Here is a 16,342-nt window from a genome sequence, read left to right on the forward strand (position 1 = left end):
ACGAACCATTTGACTGATTCCTGCCCTGTGTCACGGCGCCGTCATGTTGCACACCGAAAACCTGGATCGCTACCCCCCTTGAAACCAGCAGACATGAAAAAGCCCGGAGCCATCACTGGCACCGGGCTTTTTTCAATTCGCCGAAAGGTTATTCGCCGAGAATCTGACCAATCGTCGGATCCTTGAACAGACGCGTCAACGCATCGCTCAACACATCGCTGACCAGCTTGGTATTGGTTTCCTGATTCGGCGCCATACCAAAACGCTGATCCAGGGACGCACCATAACGACCGCTGTAACGACGATTGGCATTCTGCACATCGGAGCGGAACGTCGCGCCAATGGTGGCCTCAGTCACATACATGCCTTCTTTAGGCGACTGATATTTCAGTTCGGCCAGGGTCACGGTCAACTGCGGAGCATTCAGCGCATTGGAGGTTGGGGTGAAGCCCAACAACCGCACGGCCGCTTCGGCCTGAGCCTGCAACTTCGGCAGAATCTGCGCGCCCTGCACGGTGATCGCGCTGGTCTCAGGGTACAGGCCACCACGGGTGCCCAACGTCGGCGACGGACGACCGTCCACCACACGCACCACCACCGGCTGACCATGGCCGACCGGTGCCAGCTGAGTCGTCAGCTTGGGTTCCGGATTCAGTTGTTGCGGGCTGTGGGCGCAGCCAACCAGGGTCAAACTGGTCACAGTGATCAAACCGAACAACAGGCGTTGCAACATGCTCTTCTCTCCAGAATCAGGCACAAACAGGCCCGCAGTATAGCGGTGGGCCACTGTGGGTAACTAGCACCTCACAGTGAATACTGAAATCTCTGACAAACCCTTCAGACCGCGGTTCCTGTCACAGATATGTCACCGCCCATACACTTGCTCGTCACGGCTCGCTGGCAACCTTTACAGCAGTCACCCCACAAGGTACTTCGCCATGCGCTACCTGATCTCGCTGTTCAACCCACGTCCTCTGCATCGCTGCTTCGCCCTGCTCGACCACAACGGCCACTGCCAGGCATTCAAACAGTGCAGCCTTCAGCCGATGGGCGATGGCTGGGTCGAAATCGAAGAAATCCGTCTCAATTGGCTGCACCATCCCCTGCCCCCTAGCGCCCGTGTCAGCCAGCGCCAGCCACGTGCGCGGGCTCAACACCCGTTGACCACCTGACCGAACACCTAATAAAAGTCATTAAACACGACCATTTCCCTGCGTTTCTTCGCTACAATCTCCCCCCGATTATAAGGACGTCTCCTGATCGGGCCTCGCAGCATCGTCAATGCGCTTGTATTGACAACCCCCGCACCGCCCACAGAGAGCCGCCCACACAGATCGAGTGAAGCTGGCGCGCTTGCTGTTCCTTGAGCAAAACCCCCACTTTTCGCGAATCTGCAGAGCTGTCATTACGCTCGGTCACTGAGCTGTTTGCCCGTTTTGCTTGTCATGTATCCCATGGCGGCAATCCATCCGGGCACGGTGCCAGGCTGGGGCAGCCCTTTTTGAGGTTCACGTCTTCAAAAGAGCGTGAAAAAAACGGGTTTTCACAACTTCACAAGAGTGTGGCGAGCAAATGAATAGTTTTGCGTCTGAATATGCACCATTAGCGTCTGAAACAGCCCAACGACACAGGACCGAGTACGCCTCGAATACCGGAGCCTGAAGCCTGTCCTCTACGGATTTGGTTGCACAAACGGATGTATCGACCATAAGTCGAATTGCCAGCCGCGCGTTGAAGTGAGTTCATGTAACTCTTTTAGACCCGGCCGGTAGCGTCCGTCGAAGTTGCGAAAAATTGCGAAGATTCGGACATGGCGATACTGCCATGAGTACCTGGGGCATCACTGACACGCCCCTGAACACCTGGCAGCCATGCCGACAATTTGGTGCTGCAGATTTTGGAGACGCGTTAAATGGCGCATAACGAAGCAGTCGACGTAGTACTGGTTGGGGCCGGCATCATGAGTGCCACCCTCGCTGTACTGCTCAAAGAGCTCGACCCCGCGATCAAGCTGGAAGTCGTCGAGCTGATGGATTCCGGTGCCGCGGAGAGTTCGAACCCGTGGAACAACGCCGGTACCGGTCACGCCGGGCTGTGTGAGCTCAACTACACGCCGCAGGCCGCCGACGGCACCGTCGACATCAAGAAAGCCGTGCACATCAACACCCAGTTCGAGGTGTCGAAGCAGTTCTGGTCCTACCTGACCAGGAAAAGCACCTTCGGCTCGTGCAAGACGTTCATCAGCCCGGTGCCGCACCTGAGCTTCGTCCAGGGCAACGATGGCGTTTCCTTCCTCAAGGAACGCTTCAAGACGCTGAGCAAGCACCACGCCTTCTCGGACATGGAATACACCGAAGACAAGGCAAAAATGGCTGAATGGATGCCGCTGATGATGCCTGGCCGGCCGGCCGACGAAGTCGTCGCCGCCACCCGCGTCATGAACGGCACCGACGTCAACTTCGGCGCCCTGACCAATCAACTGCTCAAGCACCTGACCAGCGCACCCGATGCCCAGGTCAAGTACTGCAAGCGCGTGACCGGCCTCAAGCGTAACGGCAGCGGCTGGACCGTCAGCATCAAGGACGTCAACAGCGGCAATTCCCGTGACGTCGACGCGAAATTCGTGTTCCTCGGCGCTGGCGGCGCGGCACTGCCGCTGCTGCAAGCTTCGGGCATCGAAGAAAGCAAAGGCTTCGGCGGCTTCCCGATCAGTGGCCAGTGGCTGCGCTGCGACAACCCTGAAGTGGTCAAACACCACCAGGCCAAGGTGTACAGCCAGGCGGCGGTGGGCTCTCCCCCGATGTCGGTGCCGCACCTGGACACCCGCGTCGTCGATGGCAAGAAGTCACTGTTGTTCGGACCTTACGCCGGCTTCACTACCAAGTTCCTCAAGCACGGTTCCTTCATGGACCTGCCGATGTCGGTTCGCGCCGGCAACATCGGCCCGATGCTAGCCGTGGCGAAAAACAACATGGACCTGACCAAATACCTGGTCAGCGAAGTGATGCAGTCGATGGAGCAGCGCCTGGATTCCCTGCGTCGTTTCTACCCTGAAGCGAAAGCCGAAGACTGGCGCCTGGAAGTGGCCGGTCAACGGGTACAGATCATCAAGAAAGACCCGAAAAAAGGCGGCGTTCTGCAGTTCGGTACCGAACTGGTCGCGGCCAAGGACGGTACCCTTGCTGCCCTGCTCGGCGCTTCGCCAGGCGCGTCGGTGACCGTTTCGATCATGCTGGAGCTGATCGAGAAATGCTTCCCGAACAAAGCATCCGGTGAGTGGGCTGCCAAACTGGCGGAAATCTTCCCGGCCCGCGAAAAGGTTCTGGAAACCGACGCTGCGCTGTATCGCAAGATCAATGTGCAGAACAACGTCGCGCTGGAACTGGTTGAAGCCAGCAACGAGACCGAAAGCTACGCTTGATTCGGCCGCATAAAAAACGCCCCGTTCTCATTGAGAGCGGGGCGTTTTTTTATGGCCGGTGAAACAATCTTTGTGGCGAGGGAGCTTGTCGGATCGCCGCACCGTCCCGCTTGAGTGCGCAGCGCTCACAAAATTTCCGTCGTTCGCAGAATTTTGGGGCCGCTTCGCAGTCCAGCGGGAGCAAGCTCCCTCGCCACAAATACCAGTAGGTCTGGGGTTAACCGCGGGCCTTGTTGATCAGTTCGATGTATTCGGCCGCGTTGCGCTGATCCTTGATCAGGGCGACGAAGTCATTGCCGTGCTCATCCTTGCCGTCCAGATCCAGACCGGCTGCGACGAAGAACGTCAGAAAACGTTCGAAGTCATCGATGCGCAGGCCACGGTAGGCCTTGATCAGTTTGTGCAACGACGGCGACGTGGCGTCGACCGGTTCGAAATCGAGGAACAGCTTGATCTGCTCATCGCCGATCTCGTCACCAATCACTTGCTTCTTATCTTTACGCATTGCCGACTCCAGCTCGCAGACATTTCACGGGGCGGGCAGTTTACCCCTCCCTTGCCACCGGGCTCAACGCGGACGAACAGCACCCGTGTGCAGATCAGCCCAGACATGGCCGTTGGCGTAGCTGAGGAACTGGCAATACACCGTGTCATTGCGCAACAAGTCGATCACCACCCGGTACTGGGCCATCGGGTAAAACAGCGTCAGTGTTTTGCTTTTATCGTCGTAGATCGGCTTTTTCAGGCTTTTGCTTTCGCCATCGAAATTGACCAGCACCTGGTTGATGGTCGCGCCTTTGTTCAAGGATTTGCCCTTGAGACGGATCAGCAACGGTGAGGTCACCGGAATTGGCTGCTGGTTGGACTGGCGCTGGCTGCCGACCACCACTGAATACTCGGTAACCTGCAACAGTTGTTGCTGCTCGGGATCCGCGTCACGCAGGGTCAGGTCATCGGGGGGCAGGAACTGCGCGTGCATCGGCGCCGGGGCGGCCGCCAGAGGCAGGCTGATGGTCAACAACAGGGCGGCGCAGCTGCGGATCAAAAGGCTCATGACAGGCTCCGGAGGGCGGGGCCGAGCACTTTATCATGGGTATTTGCAAATACTTCTGTGGAACGAGCCTGCTCGCGATTACGTCAGCACATCCAGCATAAATGTGTCAGTCAGACCGCATTCACGAGCAGGCTCGCCCCCACAGAGAATGGGTTCAATCGAACTGCGCGCGCATCCACGCGTGATACTCGGCGACACCCGGTTCGCCTTCACGCGGCGCCCAGTGAGCAAGCTCTCCCTCACCGACAGGGCGATAAGGGCCGGCCTTACACTCGAACATCAGGCTGTCGGCTTCCAGTACCACCAGGCCATGGAACACACCAGTTGGCAGGTCAACACCCACACAGTCGCCACCGGCCTGCAGAATTTGTTTGCGCACCACCACGCCGGCCTCATCGAAGATCAGCACACCAAGCCGCCCTTTGAGGACCAACAGGGTTTCAGCCTTGTTGTCCCCCAGATGCCGATGAGGCGGGATGTACGTGGACGGCTGCAAACCCACTACCATGCGATGGCAAGCCTCTTCCATCTGATGGAAGTTGTGATGCTGACGCCCGCGAGGATTCGCCGCAGCTTTCTCGGCCAATTCAGCGAACAATTTTTGATCAAGAAAGCTCGGCGTGGTCATGTTCTTACATCCCTTTAACAGCAAAAATCCCGTTGGCGTTACGCCAGTAGCCTTTGTAGTCCATGCCGTAACCGAAGATGTAACGGTCGATGCATGGCAGGCCGACGAAATCGGCTTTCAGGTCCGGGCGAGCCTTGCGGTCGTGGTCCTTGTCGATCAGCACGGCAGTGTGCACAGCGCGGGCACCGGCGTGTTTGCAGAAGTCGATGATCGCGCCCAGCGTGTGACCTTCGTCGAGGATGTCGTCGATGATCAGCACGTCACGGTCGATGAACGACACTTCCGGCTTGGCTTTCCAGAACAGGTCGCCGCCGCTGGTTTCGTTGCGATAACGGGTAGCGTGCAGGTAGGACGCTTCCAGCGGGAAGTTCAGATAAGTCAGCAGCTTGCCGGAGAAAATCAGCCCGCCGTTCATCACGCAGAACACCACCGGATTGCTTTCAGCCAGCTGGTCGTTGATTTGTGCACCGACGCGGGCGATGGCTGCCTCGACTTCAGCTTCGGTGTACAGGCAGTCAGCCTCTCGCATGATTTGACGGATATGCTCGAGATCAGCGGACATGGCGCTCTCCAGGGGGGGGTGGCGGATTCGGAAAAGCGGGCAAAGGTACGCATCAAGCGAGGCCAGATCAAGCGTTTGTGGACTAACGTACTGTATGTCTATAGGACAACACCCTCGGATAGATTAATCTAGGCCGGTTTTTTTGCCCGCCGCCGGAGCCTTTCCCATGCCCATCCTCGAGATCCGCCATCCGCTGATCCGCCATAAACTCGGCCTTATGCGCCGCGCCGACATCAGCACGAAGAATTTCCGTGAGCTCGCTCAGGAAGTCGGTGCCCTGCTGACCTATGAAGCCACCAAAGACCTGCCGCTGGAAACCTACGATATCCAAGGCTGGGCCGGCACTGTGTCGGTCGAGAAAATCGCCGGCAAGAAAATTACTGTAGTACCGATCCTGCGCGCCGGTATCGGCATGCTTGAAGGCGTGCTGAGCCTGATCCCGGGCGCCAAAGTCAGCGCCGTCGGCGTAGCCCGCAACGAACAAACACTGCAAGCCCACACCTATCTGGAAAAACTGGTTCCGGAAATCAACGAACGCCTGGCGATGATCATCGACCCGATGCTCGCCACCGGCAGCTCCATGGTCGCGACCATCGACCTGCTGAAAAAGGCCGGTTGCCGGGATATCCGCGCGATGGTGCTGGTGGCTGCCCCTGAAGGCATCGCCGCCGTAGAGAAAGCTCACCCGGACGTGACCATCTACACCGCTTCCATTGACGAGAAACTCAACGAACACGGTTACATCATCCCAGGCCTGGGCGACGCCGGTGACAAGATCTTCGGCACCAAGCAGAAGGACGCTTGAGCATGCAGCAAGAGTTCAACGATCCGCTCTGGCGCACGGTGCTGTCGGGTGCGCAGATGCTGTTCGTGGCCTTCGGCGCTCTGGTGTTGATGCCGCTGATTACCGGCCTCGACCCGAACGTCGCGCTGTTCACCGCTGGCCTGGGGACGATTCTGTTCCAGATCGTCACCGGGCGTCAGGTGCCGGTGTTCCTGGCGTCGAGCTTTGCCTTCATCACTCCGATCATTCTCGCCAAGGGCCAGTTCGGTCTCGCGGCGACCATGGGCGGCGTGATGGCGGCCGGTTTCGTCTACACCTTCCTCGGCCTTGCGGTGAAGATCAAAGGCACCGGTTTCATTGACCGTCTGCTGCCACCGGTGGTGATTGGCCCGGTGATCATCTCCATCGGCCTGGCCATGGCGCCGATCGCCGCCAACATGGCGATGGGCAAGGCTGGCGATGGCACTGAGCTGATTCATTATCAGACGGCGATGCTGATCTCGATGCCAGCACTGCTGACCACCCTGATCGTCGCGGTGTTCGGCAAAGGCATTTTCCGCCTGGTACCGATCATCTCCGGTGTGCTGGTGGGTTTTGCGATGGCGTTCTACTTCGGCGTCGTTGATACCGCGAAAATTGCCGCTGCACCGTGGTTTGCAATCCCGCACTTCACCGCGCCGGAATTCAACTGGCAGGCGATTCTGTTCATCGTTCCGGTGGCCCTGGCCCCGGCCATCGAGCACATCGGCGGCGTGATCGCAGTCGGTAGCGTGACCGGTCGCGATTACCTGAAGAAACCCGGCCTGCACCGCACCCTGCTCGGCGATGGCATTGCCACCACCGCAGCCGGCCTGTTCGGCGGTCCACCCAACACAACTTACGCCGAAGTGACGGGCGCGGTGATGCTGACCAAGAACTACAACCCGAAGATCATGACCTGGGCGGCGATTTTCGCCATCAGCCTGGCGTTCATCGGCAAGTTCGGCGCGCTGCTGCAAAGCATTCCGGTGCCGGTGATGGGCGGGATTCTGTGCCTGTTGTTCGGTTCGATAGCGGCGGTGGGCATGAACACGCTGATTCGCCACAAGATCGACCTGAGCGAAGCGCGCAATCTGGTGATTGTCTCGGTGACCCTGGTGTTCGGGATTGGCGGCGTCCTGGTCGGCACCGGCACAGGGCCAGACGACTTCGGCCTCAAAGGCATCGCGCTGTGTGCGGTGACGGCGATTGCGCTGAACCTGTTGCTGCCGGGTAATGACAGCTGGAAGCACAAAAAGGCGAGTGAATCGTTGTTGTAAGCCAGCCTTTAGATTGTCTTCGCGGGCAAGCCTCGCTCCTACAGGTTTTATGTCGACTATTCAAACGACGCAATCCTGTAGGAGCGAGGCTTGCCCGCGAAGCTTTTAGAGGGCCAACGGGGCTCTTTCACACAAGGTGCTCAACGCCCGCGCCCACTGCGGATCGTCGTTGAGGCACGGCACCAACACCAACTCCTCTCCCCCCGCCTCGAGGAACAGCTCTTTACCGCGATCACCGATCTCTTCCAGCGTCTCGATGCAATCGGCGACGAACGCCGGGCACATCACCAGTACTTTCTTCACGCCCATTCCAGCCAACTCATCAAGGCGCGCTTCGGTGTAGGGTTCGATCCATTTGGCTCGTCCCAGACGCGACTGGAATGACACCGACCACTTGCCGTCCGGCAAACCCATGCGTTTGGCAAACTCTGCCGCCGTACGCAAGCATTGCCCGCGATAACAGGTCGCGACCACTTCCGGTGGTGCACCCGCGCAGCAATCGCCGCCACCCTCAAAACTGTGGCCAGGATTGAGCTTCTTCAGGTGCCGCTCCGGCAAGCCGTGAAAGCTGAGCAGGAGGTGATCGTAATCCTGCTGCAGATGCGGTTTGGCACTGGCCACCAGCGCATCGAGGTATTCCGGTTGATCGTAGAACGGCTGGAGAATCGAAAACTGCACATCAAGATTCTTTTCCCGCACGACCCGCTTGGCTTCTTCGATCACCGTGGTCACGGTGCTGTCGGCGAACTGTGGATAGAGCGGCGCGATCGTGATCCTCTTGTGACCCTGAGCCGCCAGGCTCACCAGCGTCGATTCAATAGACGGCTCACCGTAACGCATCGCCAGCTCCACCGGACCGTGGGTCCACTGGGCCGTCATGGCCTGTTGCAGGCGACGGCTGAGCACCACCAACGGCGAGCCCTCCTCCCACCAGATCGAGGCGTAGGCATGGGCAGACTGCTCCGGGCGCTTGAACAGGATCAGCGACACCAGCAAACGTCGAACCGGCCAGGGCAGGTCGATCACATACGGGTCCATCAGAAATTGATTGAGGTAACTGCGCACATCCGCCACCGAGGTGGAGGCCGGTGAGCCCAGATTGACCAGAAGCAATGCGTGATCGGTCATGCAACGTCCTATTTCAAAGGCGGCTGGAAAGGTCGTCCAGAGCCGCGCGCAAATCAGTGAACCGGAAAGTGAAACCCGCTTCCAGCAAGCGAGCCGGTACGGCCTTCTGGCCGCCCAGCAACAGCAATGACAATTCGCCCAGACACACCTTCAACGCCAGGGCCGGCATGGGCATGAACGTCGGGCGGTGCAGCACGCTGCCCAACGTCTTGGCAAACTCGCGGTTGCGCACCGGCTTGGGCGCGCAGGCATTATAAGGACCACTGGTGTCTTCCTGATGCAGAAGAAAATCAATCAGGCCGATTTGATCGTTGATATGGATCCACGGCATCCACTGCCGGCCACTGCCGATAGGCCCGCCCAGCCCCATTTTGAACGGCAGCAACAGCCGCGACAAAAAGCCGCCCTCGGCCGACAACACCAGCCCGGTACGAATGAAGATCACGCGAATGCCCAAGCCTTCGGCACGCTGGGCGGTTTCTTCCCAGGCGATGCACAACTGGCTGGCGAAATCATCGATCACCGGTGGAGACTTCTCGGTCAATTCCCGCTCGCCCCCGTCACCGTACCAACCGACCGCAGACCCCGAAATCAACACCTGCGGTTTTTGTTCACGGGTTTCGAGCCAGGCCAGCAGGGTTTCAGTCAGGGTGATGCGACTGCTCCACAACAGCGCTTTGCGTCTGGTTGTCCAGGGGCGATCGGCAATCGGTGCACCCGCGAGGTTGATAATCGCATCCACTGGCTCCTGACCGATGTCCTCGAGGCGGGCCACTCCATGCACTTGGGCACCGCAGATTTTCGCGACTTTTTCAGGTTTGCGACTCCAGACCGTCAGGCGATGACCCTGACTCAACCAGAGGCGGCAGAGTTGACGTCCTATCAAACCAGTACCGCCGGTCAGCAATATGTGCATGACTACTTCCTCGCGTAGCGTTTTACCCTGATCACTAGTCTATTTTTATAAGCAGGGATCTTTGGTATCGGGCAGGCTCTGTGATTAACAATAGGCCAAGCTGTCAGAACGAGAACGCTAAAAGTTATACCAAAAAACAATATTGTACAGGTTTAAACCACGGCGTAGTCTGTACAGAAAGGTAAACGAGGCCCCTATGACTGTACCTATCGCAATCATCGGCACCGGCATCGCCGGGCTCTCCGCCGCCCAGGCCCTGACAGAGGTCGGGCATGTCGTTCAACTTTTCGATAAAAGCCGCGGCAGTGGCGGACGCATGTCAAGCAAGCGCAGTGATGCGGGTGCTCTGGACTTGGGCGCGCAATATTTCACCGCCCGCGATCGCCGCTTCGTCACTGAAGTCCAGCGCTGGCAAGGCAACGGCTGGGTTGCTGAATGGATGCCGCAGCTCTACACCTACCATGGCGGCCAGCTCAACCTGTCGCCGGACGAACAGACGCGCTGGGTCGGCACGCCGCGCATGAGCGCCATTACCCGCGGTCTGCTCGGCGACCTGGAAGTGCATTTCGCCTGCCGCATTACCGAGGTCTATCGCGGCGAAGAGCACTGGCATCTGCAGGACGCCGAAGGCTTCACCCACGGCCCGTTCAGCCATGTGATTATCGCCACGCCGGCACCTCAGGCGACTGCACTGCTGGCCTCCGCGCCGAAACTCGCCGGTGCCGCCGCCGGGGTGAAAATGGACCCGACCTGGGCTGTCGCGCTGGCGTTCGAGACACCGCTGGATACGCCCATGGAAGGCTGCTTCGTACAGGACAGCCCGCTCGACTGGCTGGCTCGCAACCGCAGCAAACCCGGGCGCGATAACACCCTCGATACGTGGGTGCTGCATGCGACCAGCGCCTGGAGCCGGCAACATATCGACCTGTCCAAGGAAGCGGTGATCGAGCAATTGCACGGCGCATTTGCCGAGTTGCTGCACGACTCCATGCCCGCCCCGACCTTCAGCCTCGCCCACCGCTGGCTTTACGCCCGCCCCGCCAACAGCCATGAATGGGGCGCCCTGGCCGATGCCGATCTGGGCTTGTATGTGTGTGGCGACTGGTGCTTGTCCGGTCGTGTCGAAGGCGCCTGGCTCAGCGGCCAGGAAGCCGCCCGCCGCTTGCACGCGCATCTGCAGTGAACCGCATCGATCCGGGAGGAGGCCCGACGGCAAAACCTATACAAACAATTTGACTTGTACACCTTTGAATCTATGATGAAGTTATGTTGTACAGACCGGACAGTCTGTACAGGTTTAGATTCGAGGTGCTCCGATGCTCCACGTGACCGTGAAACCGAAGATCGCCATCAGCGCCTGCCTGATGGGCGCAGAAGTGCGTTACAACGGCGGGCACAAGGCGTCGCGGCTGTGCAGTCGCACCCTCACGGACTATTTCGATTTCATCCCGGTTTGCCCCGAAGTTGCCATTGGCCTCGGTATTCCCCGTGAACCGATCCGTCTGGTTGGCGATCCCGAACATCCAGAAGCTATCGGTACCGTTAACCCGACACTCAATGTCACCCGGCCGCTGGCCGAGTACGGTCAGAAAATGGCCGCGGAACTGGGTGACATCTGCGGCTACATCTTCATGCAGAAATCCCCGTCATGCGGCCTGGATCGGGTCAAGGTCTACCACGCCAACGGGGCGCCGGTGGACGGTGGTGGCCGTGGCATCTATGCCCAGGCGTTCTGCGCGCGGCATCCGGATTTACCGGTGGAAGAAGACGGCCGACTCAACGACCCGGTGCTGCGAGAAAACTTCCTCACCCGCGTATTCGCCTACAGTGCCTGGCAGCAGTTGCTGCGCGAAGGCCTGACTCGCCGTGGCCTCACGGACTTTCACTCGCGCTACAAATACCTGCTGATGGCCCACAACCCGGTGCAATACAAAACCCTGGGCAACCTGCTGGGCAACATGGGTCAGACCGACCCGAACGAACTCGGTCCACGCTATTTCAGCGAGCTGATGGCGGCCTTGAAAAAATGCGCCACACGCCGCACCCACACCAACGTCCTGCAACACATCAGTGGCTATCTCAAACAGACGATCAGCCCTGAAGACAAACAGGAAGTGCAGCACGTCATCGGTCAGTACCGCCACGGCATCGTGCCATTGGTGGTGCCGCTGACGCTGCTCAAACACTACTTCCGTCAACACCCGGATCCCTACATTGCGCAACAGGTTTACCTGCAACCGCACCCGGAAAACCTCAGTCTGCGAAACGCGATCTAATGACAATCCAATGAAAAGCCCACTCGACACCAGCGCCAGCGAAGACCTCGGCGACGACTTCAAGAAAGCCCTCGACGAAGGCTGGCTGCCGATCCGTGAGGTCGCGCGGCAGACCGGCGTCAACGCCGTCACCCTGCGGGCCTGGGAGCGGCGTTATGGCTTGATCGTGCCGCAACGCACGCCCAAGGGTCATCGGCTGTTCTCTGCCGAACACGTTCAACGCATCCTGACGATCCTCACCTGGCTCAACCGTGGCGTGGCCGTCAGCCAGGTCAAGCAACTGCTCGACACCCCGCAGGCCTTTACCGAATCCGTCGAAAACGATTGGCAAGTGATGCGCCATACGCTGCTGCAAGCAGTCACTCAACTGAACGAACGCACCCTTGATGACACCGTCAATCAGGCCATGGCGTTGTACCCACCACGGACCTTGTGCGCACAACTGCTGATGCCGTTGCTGGCTGAACTGGAGCAACGCTGGCAAGGCCAGTTCGGCGCGCAGATGGAGCGAGTGTTTTTTTTCTCCTGGTTACGCAGCAAATTTGGCGCACGCATCTACCATAACAACCGTCAGTTGCGCACCGCGCCACTGTTGTTGATCAATCAATCGGACCTGCCTCTGGAACCTCACCTGTGGCTGACCGCCTGGTTGATCAGCAGCGCCGATTGCCCGGTGGAGGTGTTCGACTGGCCACTCCCCGCCGGCGAACTCGCGCTGGCGGTCGATCATCTGCAAGCCCGCGGCGTACTGCTGTACTCCAGCAAAACCATCAACCTTTCACAGCTGCCGAAACTTTTGAATGGTGTCAGTTGCCCAAAAATGATTGCCGGCCCCACGGTTTGCATCCACCACGCCGAGTTGTCCGCACGAACGTTCAAGATTACTGATTTGTTCCTGGCTGAAGATCCGTTAGCAGCGCATCAGGGCCTGGTTCAGCGTGGGCTCATTTAATGGCGAATTTTTTAATGAATCGTGCGGACTCCTCTCTGCAATTGATCTGGTTGCGCAGCGACTTGCGCTTACATGACAACACCGCCCTCTCGGCCGCCGCAGCCCGCGGTCCGACTGTGGCCGTGTATCTGCTGAGCCCGGAGCAATGGCTGGAGCACGATGACGCGCCGTGCAAAGTGGATTTCTGGTTGCGCAACCTGAGCGAGTTAAGCAGCGCGCTGGGGGAGCTGAACATTCCCTTGTTGATCCGCAAGGCATCTCGTTGGGATGAGGCCCCCAAGGTGCTGCTCGATCTTTGCCAACAGTTGAAGATTGACGCGGTGCACGTCAACGAGGAGTACGGCATCCATGAAAGCCGTCGTGACGCAGCCGTGGCCAAAATACTGAACGCCAATGCCATCGACTTTTACAGTTACCTTGATCAACTGCTGTTAAAACCGGGCACCGTACTGACCAAGACGGGCACTTACTTTCAGGTTTTCAGCCAGTTCCGCAAGGTGTGTTACGACCGCCTGCGCAGGTCGTTACCGACACGGGTCCCAGCACCCGCCGTACAGGTGCCGCTGGCGATCAGCAACGACAGAATCCCATCAAGCGTTGAAGGCTTCGCAACGCCCAGCGACAGCTTGCGCAGTCTTTGGCCTGCCGGTGAAGCCGAAGCCCAGCGCCGCCTCGACACCTTCGTCGATGCCCAGATCGACGACTACAAAAACGAACGCGATTTTCCGGCCAAACCGGGCACCAGTCAGCTGTCGGCCTATCTCGCCGCCGGGGTGATTTCCCCCCGTCAGTGTCTGCACGCCGCGCTGCAAAGCAATCAGGGCGAGTTCGAAAGCGGCAAGGTCGGCGCCGTCACCTGGATCAACGAATTGCTGTGGCGCGAGTTCTACAAACACATTCTGGTGGGCTACCCACGGGTCTCGCGTCATCGCGCCTTCCGCCCGGAAACCGAAGCCCTCGCCTGGCGCGATGCCCCAGATGAACTCCTGGCCTGGCAAGAGGCCCGAACCGGCCTGCCGATTATCGACGCGGCTATGCGCCAATTGCTTGAAACCGGCTGGATGCATAATCGCCTGCGCATGGTGGTGGCGATGTTCCTGACCAAGAACCTGCTGATCGACTGGCGTGAAGGCGAGCGTTTTTTCATGCGTCATTTGATCGATGGCGACCTGGCGGCGAACAATGGTGGCTGGCAGTGGAGCTCTTCCACTGGCACCGATTCGGCGCCCTACTTCCGGATTTTCAACCCGCTGAGCCAGTCGGAGAAATTCGACAGCGAAGGGTTGTTTATCAAGCACTGGCTGCCGGAGCTGGCCAAGCTGAACAAGAAAGAAGTGCACAACCCGGCGAACCTCAGCGGCCTGTTCGGCGTGGCGGATTACCCGTCGCCGATCGTCAATCTGAGCAGCTCTCGCCAACGGGCGCTGGCGGCGTTCAAGAACCTGCCATCACGACAACCAGCCGGGCAATTGCCTGACTGAAAAGGAGAATGGGATGAGACTTACACCTCCACGGCGATACTGGTTGACTGGTGCAAGCAACGGCATTGGCGCCTCGCTGGCCGAAGAAATACTGAAAACCGGTGCTCATCTTGCGGTGAGTTCTCGCTCGGTGGCGCCACTCAAAGTTTTGTCCCAGCGTTATCCGGGGCAAGTGCTGGTGGTGGCCGGCGACCTGACCAACAGCCAGACCGTGCGAGAAATCGGCGAGCAGATTGCCGAGGAGTGGGGAGCTCTGGACACGGTGATCCTCAACGCCGGTACTTGCGAATATGTCGACGTTCAGCAGTTCGATTCGTCGATCGTCGAGCACGTAGTGCGCACCAACCTGCTTGCCAGCAGCTATTGCATCCAGGCTGCCCTGCCGCTCTTGCGCGCCGGCAACGCGCCGCATCTGGTGGGCGTCGCCAGCTCGGTCACCTACCTGCCGCTGCCGCGATCCGAGGCTCATGGCGCCTCAAAGCCCGGGCTGCGTTACCTGTTTGAATCGTCGCGAATTGAGCTTGCACCTGAAGGCATCGAAGTCACCGTGGTCAGCCCGGGGTTTGTCGAGACGCCGCTAACGGCACAAAACGTCTCCATGCCACTCAGCTGGCCGGTGGACAAGTCCGCGCGCTACATCTTTGCCGAACTCAAGAGTCGTTCGCTGGAGATAGCCTTTCCGGCGTTGTTCATGGCCGACCTCTGGCCATTATCGAGAATACCCAACCGAGGGAAACTGACGATCGGCAAACGCATGGTGCGCAGCAATCCACCGGTCAAGGACCAGCCGTGAGCTCACCCCGTTCGAACCCGGCGACCAAGCGTCCGTCAGGCCTTTCACACAGCACCAGCCCACTGCCTTACACTGGGCGCCATGAAAACCATTCCCCATACTCAAATCGCCGAGCCTGCGGTCACCTGCTCGACCTGCGCAGCTTGCTGCTGTCAGCTCGAAGTCATGCTGATCACGGACACGGGCGTGCCCGAACGATTTATCGATACCGATGACTGGGGCGGGGAAGTCATGCTGCGTCTGGATGACGGCTGGTGCGCCGCGCTGGATCGCAACACGATGATGTGCACCATCTACGAAAAACGCCCGCTGATCTGCCGGGAGTTCGAGATGGGCGCACCGGAATGCATCGACGAACGCCAAGGGATTACCACGGCGTATCGGTGAACAAGAAGGCACCCAAAATCAAATGTGGGGGCGGCGGTGCGGTGATCCCACATTGACCGAGTCCAGGCTTACAACGGCATCGTGTAGTGCAGCGAGTAGCTTTCTACGCCGTCGTTGTAACTGTTAAGACCGGCATTGGAGTAGTGCGTCGCACGAATCCCGACTTCATGTCCGCCCGCAAAGCGCAGACCAAAACCGAATCGGTCTTCGAACTGAAAAGCACCACCCAGGTTGTTGCTTTCAAGTTCGCTATGAGAGAACAACGCCACGCCAATCCCGAGCTCCAGGTACGGCTTGACGTTCTGACCGGCAAACTCGTAAACAAACACTGGCGAGAACGACAGGCTGTGGTTGCTGGAGGTCTTGTCGCCTTCCCAATAGGTGTAGGCACCGCTCCAGTAACCGGTCACCCGACCGACATCACTCTGCAACCAGCTCTTGTCCCAATCGAATTGCATGCCCAGTCTATAGGTCATGGTCGAGTCGCTGGTCTCGCCGACCGCGAACTCCACGCCTGCCGCCTGTGCGGTAAAACTGTGCCCCATCAGTGCGGCCGCAATCGCGGCCAAGCAGAATAGTCGCTTCATTAGAAACATCCTTTTCCGAACGATTTCGTATGGTTTTTTTGTTGCTTGACGCTATAGAAGTCGACGTTTAATCAG

General features: G+C 58.9%; 18 protein-coding genes. 10 read left to right on the plus strand and 8 right to left on the minus strand.

From position 1 onward, the window contains the following. Positions 1-148: 148 nt before the first annotated feature. Positions 149-733: a YajG family lipoprotein gene (locus QF010_RS16560; protein WP_033061281.1), complete on the minus strand. Its 585-nt coding sequence runs from the start codon at positions 731-733 to the stop codon at positions 149-151. Positions 734-938: 205 nt separating this feature from the next. Between QF010_RS16560 and QF010_RS16565 the strand changes: the two genes are divergently transcribed. Both QF010_RS16565 and mqo read left to right on the plus strand, forming a co-directional pair. Then, positions 939-1,172, plus strand: coding sequence for a hypothetical protein (locus tag QF010_RS16565; RefSeq protein ID WP_033061279.1), 234 nt, complete (start codon positions 939-941; stop codon positions 1,170-1,172). Between the two features lie 740 nt (positions 1,173-1,912). Then, entirely contained in the window at positions 1,913-3,421 is a 1,509-nt protein-coding gene (gene mqo / locus QF010_RS16570; protein WP_429533531.1) for a malate dehydrogenase (quinone), read from the plus strand. 217 nt (positions 3,422-3,638) lie between these two features. On the opposite strand, the gene QF010_RS16575 is transcribed toward mqo, so the two are convergent. From QF010_RS16575 to QF010_RS16590, 4 genes are all read right to left on the minus strand, one after another. Next, positions 3,639-3,926 carry a PA4642 family protein gene (locus QF010_RS16575; protein WP_033061276.1) on the minus strand — a complete coding sequence of 96 codons (288 nt, stop codon included), beginning with the start codon at positions 3,924-3,926 and terminating at the stop codon, positions 3,639-3,641. Positions 3,927-3,989: 63 nt separating this feature from the next. Continuing rightward, a complete protein-coding gene (locus QF010_RS16580; RefSeq protein WP_429533532.1) occupies positions 3,990-4,475 on the minus strand; it encodes a hypothetical protein in 486 nt (161 codons plus the stop codon). Between the two features lie 154 nt (positions 4,476-4,629). Next, the gene (locus tag QF010_RS16585) at positions 4,630-5,103 is read right to left on the minus strand and encodes a WbuC family cupin fold metalloprotein (protein WP_429533533.1); all 474 of its coding nucleotides are present in this window, start codon (positions 5,101-5,103) and stop codon (positions 4,630-4,632) included. A 4-nt stretch (positions 5,104-5,107) separates the two neighbouring features. Further along, positions 5,108-5,665: a hypoxanthine-guanine phosphoribosyltransferase gene (locus tag QF010_RS16590; protein ID WP_033061274.1), complete on the minus strand. Its 558-nt coding sequence runs from the start codon at positions 5,663-5,665 to the stop codon at positions 5,108-5,110. A 166-nt stretch (positions 5,666-5,831) separates the two neighbouring features. Between QF010_RS16590 and upp the strand changes: the two genes are divergently transcribed. Continuing rightward, on the plus strand, positions 5,832-6,470 hold the full coding sequence (gene upp / locus QF010_RS16595; RefSeq protein ID WP_033061273.1) for a uracil phosphoribosyltransferase: 639 nt from the start codon (positions 5,832-5,834) through the stop codon (positions 6,468-6,470). A 2-nt stretch (positions 6,471-6,472) separates the two neighbouring features. Then, complete coding sequence (locus QF010_RS16600) at positions 6,473-7,747, plus strand: uracil-xanthine permease family protein (RefSeq protein ID WP_033061271.1); 1,275 nt, start codon at positions 6,473-6,475, stop codon at positions 7,745-7,747. Positions 7,748-7,852: 105 nt separating this feature from the next. Here QF010_RS16600 and hemH read toward each other — a convergent pair whose 3' ends face one another. Next, positions 7,853-8,875 (minus strand): ferrochelatase, encoded by a 1,023-nt coding sequence (gene hemH, locus QF010_RS16605; protein ID WP_033061270.1) that lies wholly within the window; start codon positions 8,873-8,875, stop codon positions 7,853-7,855. A gap of 13 nt (positions 8,876-8,888) precedes the next feature. Next, the gene (locus tag QF010_RS16610) at positions 8,889-9,791 is read right to left on the minus strand and encodes a TIGR01777 family oxidoreductase (RefSeq protein ID WP_429511913.1); all 903 of its coding nucleotides are present in this window, start codon (positions 9,789-9,791) and stop codon (positions 8,889-8,891) included. Between the two features lie 196 nt (positions 9,792-9,987). On the opposite strand from QF010_RS16610, the gene QF010_RS16615 reads away from it, so the two are divergent. The 6 genes from QF010_RS16615 to QF010_RS16640 all read left to right on the plus strand — a co-directional run bounded on the left by QF010_RS16615 (position 9,988) and on the right by QF010_RS16640 (position 15,680). Next, on the plus strand, positions 9,988-10,974 hold the full coding sequence (locus QF010_RS16615) for an NAD(P)/FAD-dependent oxidoreductase (RefSeq protein WP_033061266.1): 987 nt from the start codon (positions 9,988-9,990) through the stop codon (positions 10,972-10,974). A 133-nt stretch (positions 10,975-11,107) separates the two neighbouring features. Then, positions 11,108-12,067, plus strand: coding sequence for a YbgA family protein (locus tag QF010_RS16620; protein WP_429533534.1), 960 nt, complete (start codon positions 11,108-11,110; stop codon positions 12,065-12,067). A 10-nt stretch (positions 12,068-12,077) separates the two neighbouring features. Further along, the gene (locus QF010_RS16625; protein WP_429511911.1) at positions 12,078-13,019 is read left to right on the plus strand and encodes a MerR family transcriptional regulator; all 942 of its coding nucleotides are present in this window, start codon (positions 12,078-12,080) and stop codon (positions 13,017-13,019) included. A 35-nt stretch (positions 13,020-13,054) separates the two neighbouring features. Beyond that, on the plus strand, positions 13,055-14,500 hold the full coding sequence (phrB, locus tag QF010_RS16630; RefSeq protein WP_429513159.1) for a deoxyribodipyrimidine photo-lyase: 1,446 nt from the start codon (positions 13,055-13,057) through the stop codon (positions 14,498-14,500). 13 nt (positions 14,501-14,513) lie between these two features. Continuing rightward, on the plus strand, positions 14,514-15,293 hold the full coding sequence (locus tag QF010_RS16635) for an SDR family NAD(P)-dependent oxidoreductase (RefSeq protein WP_033061260.1): 780 nt from the start codon (positions 14,514-14,516) through the stop codon (positions 15,291-15,293). 81 nt (positions 15,294-15,374) lie between these two features. Continuing rightward, complete coding sequence (locus tag QF010_RS16640; protein WP_008153413.1) at positions 15,375-15,680, plus strand: YkgJ family cysteine cluster protein; 306 nt, start codon at positions 15,375-15,377, stop codon at positions 15,678-15,680. 68 nt (positions 15,681-15,748) lie between these two features. Here the strand turns inward: QF010_RS16640 and QF010_RS16645 are convergent, their stop codons facing one another. Continuing rightward, positions 15,749-16,267, minus strand: a complete 519-nt coding sequence (locus tag QF010_RS16645) for an acyloxyacyl hydrolase (protein WP_429511910.1) — start codon at positions 16,265-16,267, stop codon at positions 15,749-15,751. Positions 16,268-16,342 lie beyond the last annotated feature (75 nt).

The sequence above is a fragment of the Pseudomonas silensiensis genome (genome assembly GCF_050434865.1).
Lineage (GTDB): Bacteria > Pseudomonadota > Gammaproteobacteria > Pseudomonadales > Pseudomonadaceae > Aquipseudomonas > Aquipseudomonas fluorescens_W.